This is a genomic window from Streptomyces sp. AK02-01A, assembly GCF_033795305.1.
Lineage (GTDB): Bacteria > Actinomycetota > Actinomycetes > Streptomycetales > Streptomycetaceae > Streptomyces.
In genome coordinates this window covers 1-3,112 of record NZ_JARBAE010000107.1, presented here as the reverse complement: position 1 = coordinate 3,112, position 3,112 = coordinate 1, and the positions used below count along the sequence as shown (strand labels likewise).

Sequence of the window (3,112 nt, the reverse complement as noted above, 5' to 3'; positions counted from 1 at the left end):
GGAGGCGGCGGCGCTTCGGGCCAAGAAGGCGGCGATCGAGAGGGCGAAGAGGGAAGCCGCTCAGAGGGCGAAGAAGAAGGCGGCGGAACAGGCGAAGAGAGTCGCTGACCGGGCCGCGGCGCAGGCCAAGAAGACCGGTAACGCGGTCCGGAAACAGGCCCAGGCGAAGGCTGCTCCGAAGGTTTCCCTGCAGAAGGCGTCCGGTGGAGGCGGGGGCGCCTCCAAGGCCGGTGGTGGCAAGCCGGGCGGTACTTCGGGCGGTACGGCCCGCACCAGTGGCGGCGGTTCCAGCGGGAGCGGCGGTTCGGGCAAGGCGGGCGGGGGTGGCTCCTGCGAGGCGCCCGACAACAGTTTCGTGGCGGGCACGAAGGTCCTGATGGCCGATGGCACCACGAAGCCGATCGACGAGGTCAAGCCGGGCGACAAGGTTGTCGCGACCGATCCGGGAACGGGCGAGACCCGCGTTGAGACGGTCACCGCGGAGATCAAGGGCCAGGGTCTGAAGCACCTGGTCAAGGTCGTCATCGACACCGACGGCGAGAAGGGCACCGCAACAGCCGGGGTAACGGCGACCGACGGCCACCCCTTCTGGGTCCCCGAACTCGCCGAATGGATCGACGCCACCGACCTCCGCCCAGGCCAGTGGCTCCGCACCGGCGCCGGCACCCGCGTCCAGATCACAGCGGTCGAACACTGGACGGCCCCCGACGAAACGGTCCACAACCTCACCGTCAGTGACCTCCACACGTACTATGTGCTCGCGGGAACCACGCCGGTCCTCGTTCACAATTGCGGACCTGAGGCTAGAGCGGCAGCGCAATCGGCGCCTGCGGACGCCACGATGAGCGCAGCAGCTCGGTTCCGGGGTACCGATATGGTTTCCACTGGTCACTCTGGTCATTCGTCCCGCCCAGCCTATTTCGAGCCCGAGATTGATTCCGCTCTCGCGGATGGTGGGCAGATCGCCGGCCGCGGAGCTGATAACTGTGCAGAGATCCGGGCCTGCAATACTCTGATCGCCGAACATGGAGCCGATTTTGAGGATCAAGTCGGACGCTCGCTACGGTTGAGTGACATCGAATTCTTGACCGTTCGCAGCGCAACGGGTGCCCCAGAAGCGGCGTGCCTATCCTGTCAGAGTGTTCTTGTTCGGCGCGGCGCGACAGACCTATCGAGGTGAGAAGAATGCGTGAGTCGGAGCTAGAGGAATTCCTCAGCTCGTTTGGCTGGGAGATGGCTGGGGTACGTCGTGAAGCGGATGCCATCGTGGCGGGTCTGGAACGTGTCGGCTTCGCCTGTCATGAGGAGGCAAGGAGCTTCTTGGGCGAATATCTCGGCCTGAAGATCGACCACCTTCCAGCCCTCGTTATCGCCGGAGAGAGGATCTCAAGCTCGACGCATTTCGATCCGTCCGCCGTGTGCACCACCCGTGATGCGGACGTGGCTCGGCGATGCGCAGAGGTAGCTGGCGCCGCTCTGTTTCCGATTGGAGTGGACAGCTTCCATCTGACCGTATATTCGGGAAGCAACGGAAGGCTCTACGCAGGGTTCGATTCATCGGTCTATCGATATGGGGAAGATTGCAATGCGATGTTCTCGATGATGAAGGCTGGAGTCCGCCCAATCCCATTGGGCGAGTGGACGCTTCAGTGAGAACGATGCGCCGTCGCCTTTGCCGAAATTGGGTTCATTTGAATTTTAGACGCCCTCTCGGCTGAGGAGTCAAGAACCCTGAAAAAGCCGCACGAGCCCTCATCGACAGGGATGTCGATGAGGGCTCGATGCCGTTTGACGGCAGTAGTTGACGGCAACGTCAGCGGACGGGGGTTGCGCAGGAGGGTGGTTCGTGGCCGTCGTTGGGCTTGCTGGTGGCCTCGGTGGGGTTGCGGAGGGCGTGGCCGAGGAGGTTGATGGCGTCGCGTTGGAGGCGGAGCCGGACGTGGGCGTACACGGTGGCGGTGACGCCGATGTGGGCGTGCCCCAACAGCTCTTTGATCACGACGAGTTCGACGCCCTGCTCCAGGAGGAGGGTCGCCGCCGAGTGCCGGAGATCGTGGAAACGGATGCGGCGCAGCTGGGCGCGGCGGAGCAGGGTGTTGAAGTGCCTGGTGAGGGTGGCGCCCTCGATCGGGGAGCCGTCGGGCCGGGTGAAGACGTAGCCGCTCGCTTTCCAGCGGGTTCCCGCCGCCTCACGTTCCTGACGCTGCCGGTCGCGGTGCTGTTCGAGGGAGCGCAGGCACTCGGTGGGCAGGGCGATGCGGCGTTCCGAGCTCTGGGTCTTGGTCGGCAGGGCGGTCAGGCCGCCGCTGTTGGTGCGTTGGAGGGTTCGGCGGATGCTGGCGGTTGCGCCGGCCAGGTCGAGGTCTTCCCAGCGCAGGCCGAGGAGTTCGCCCTTGCGGAGTCCGGTGTGCAGGGCGAGTTCGAACAGGGCGTGCAGCCGGTGGCCTTGGGCGGTGGTGAGGAGTCGGCGGGCTTCGTCGACGGTGAGGGGTTCGAAGCGTCGGGGCCGTGGGGTGCCGGTGCGGACGTTGCGGGCGACGTTGCGCGGGATCTCTTCCTCACGCACGGTGTGCTCCAGGCCGGACTTGAGTACCGAGTGGATGTAGGAGAGCGTCAGCGGGGAGAGCACCTTGTGGCAGCACTGGCCGGCGGCGCAGCAGCGGGGCTCATGACGCTGGGCGTCGATGTCGCGCGTGCAGCACTGGCAGGTGGTGCGGAGCTGGTTGAGCTAGGTGCGGATGTCCTTGGCGGTGAGTTTGGTGAGCTTCTTCTTGTCGAGGCCGGGGACCAGGTGCTGGTCGACGCAGGCGGTGTAGCGGGTGTGAGTGTTCTCGCGGAGGTGGCGGACGGCGACGTTCTCCAGCCAGTACGTCAGATACGCAGCCACGCTGCTCTGTGTGGAGGGCGCGGGGACCCCGCGGTTGCTGTTGGTGATTTTCTCGGTGAGTTTGGCGAGGGCTTCCGTGCGGGTGGTGCCGTAGACGCGGATGCGCTTGCGGGTGTTGCCGGGGGCGAGGACGTAGTTGGCGGCTTCCCAGTGTCTGTCTTTGCGGTGGTAGACGGTTCGGCGCCGAAAAGGGGGCGGTCGACCGGGACGAAGCGGTGATCACGT

2 protein-coding genes and 1 pseudogene are annotated in these 3,112 nt (G+C 65.5%); 2 read left to right on the top strand and 1 reads right to left on the bottom strand.

Going from position 1 to position 3,112, the window contains the following annotated elements:
- Together PV679_RS35885 and PV679_RS35880 are read left to right on the top strand one after the other, a co-directional pair.
- A partial coding sequence (locus tag PV679_RS35885) for a Hint domain-containing protein (RefSeq protein WP_319685477.1) occupies positions 1-1,180 on the top strand: 1,180 nt, incomplete at its 5' end.
- Between the two features lie 5 nt (positions 1,181-1,185).
- On the top strand, positions 1,186-1,653 hold the full coding sequence (locus tag PV679_RS35880) for an SUKH-3 domain-containing protein (RefSeq protein ID WP_319685476.1): 468 nt from the start codon (positions 1,186-1,188) through the stop codon (positions 1,651-1,653).
- A 160-nt stretch (positions 1,654-1,813) separates the two neighbouring features.
- Here PV679_RS35880 and PV679_RS35875 read toward each other — a convergent pair.
- A pseudogene (locus PV679_RS35875) lies at positions 1,814-3,064 on the bottom strand (tyrosine-type recombinase/integrase); the annotation flags it as partial.
- Positions 3,065-3,112: the final 48 nt, after the last annotated feature.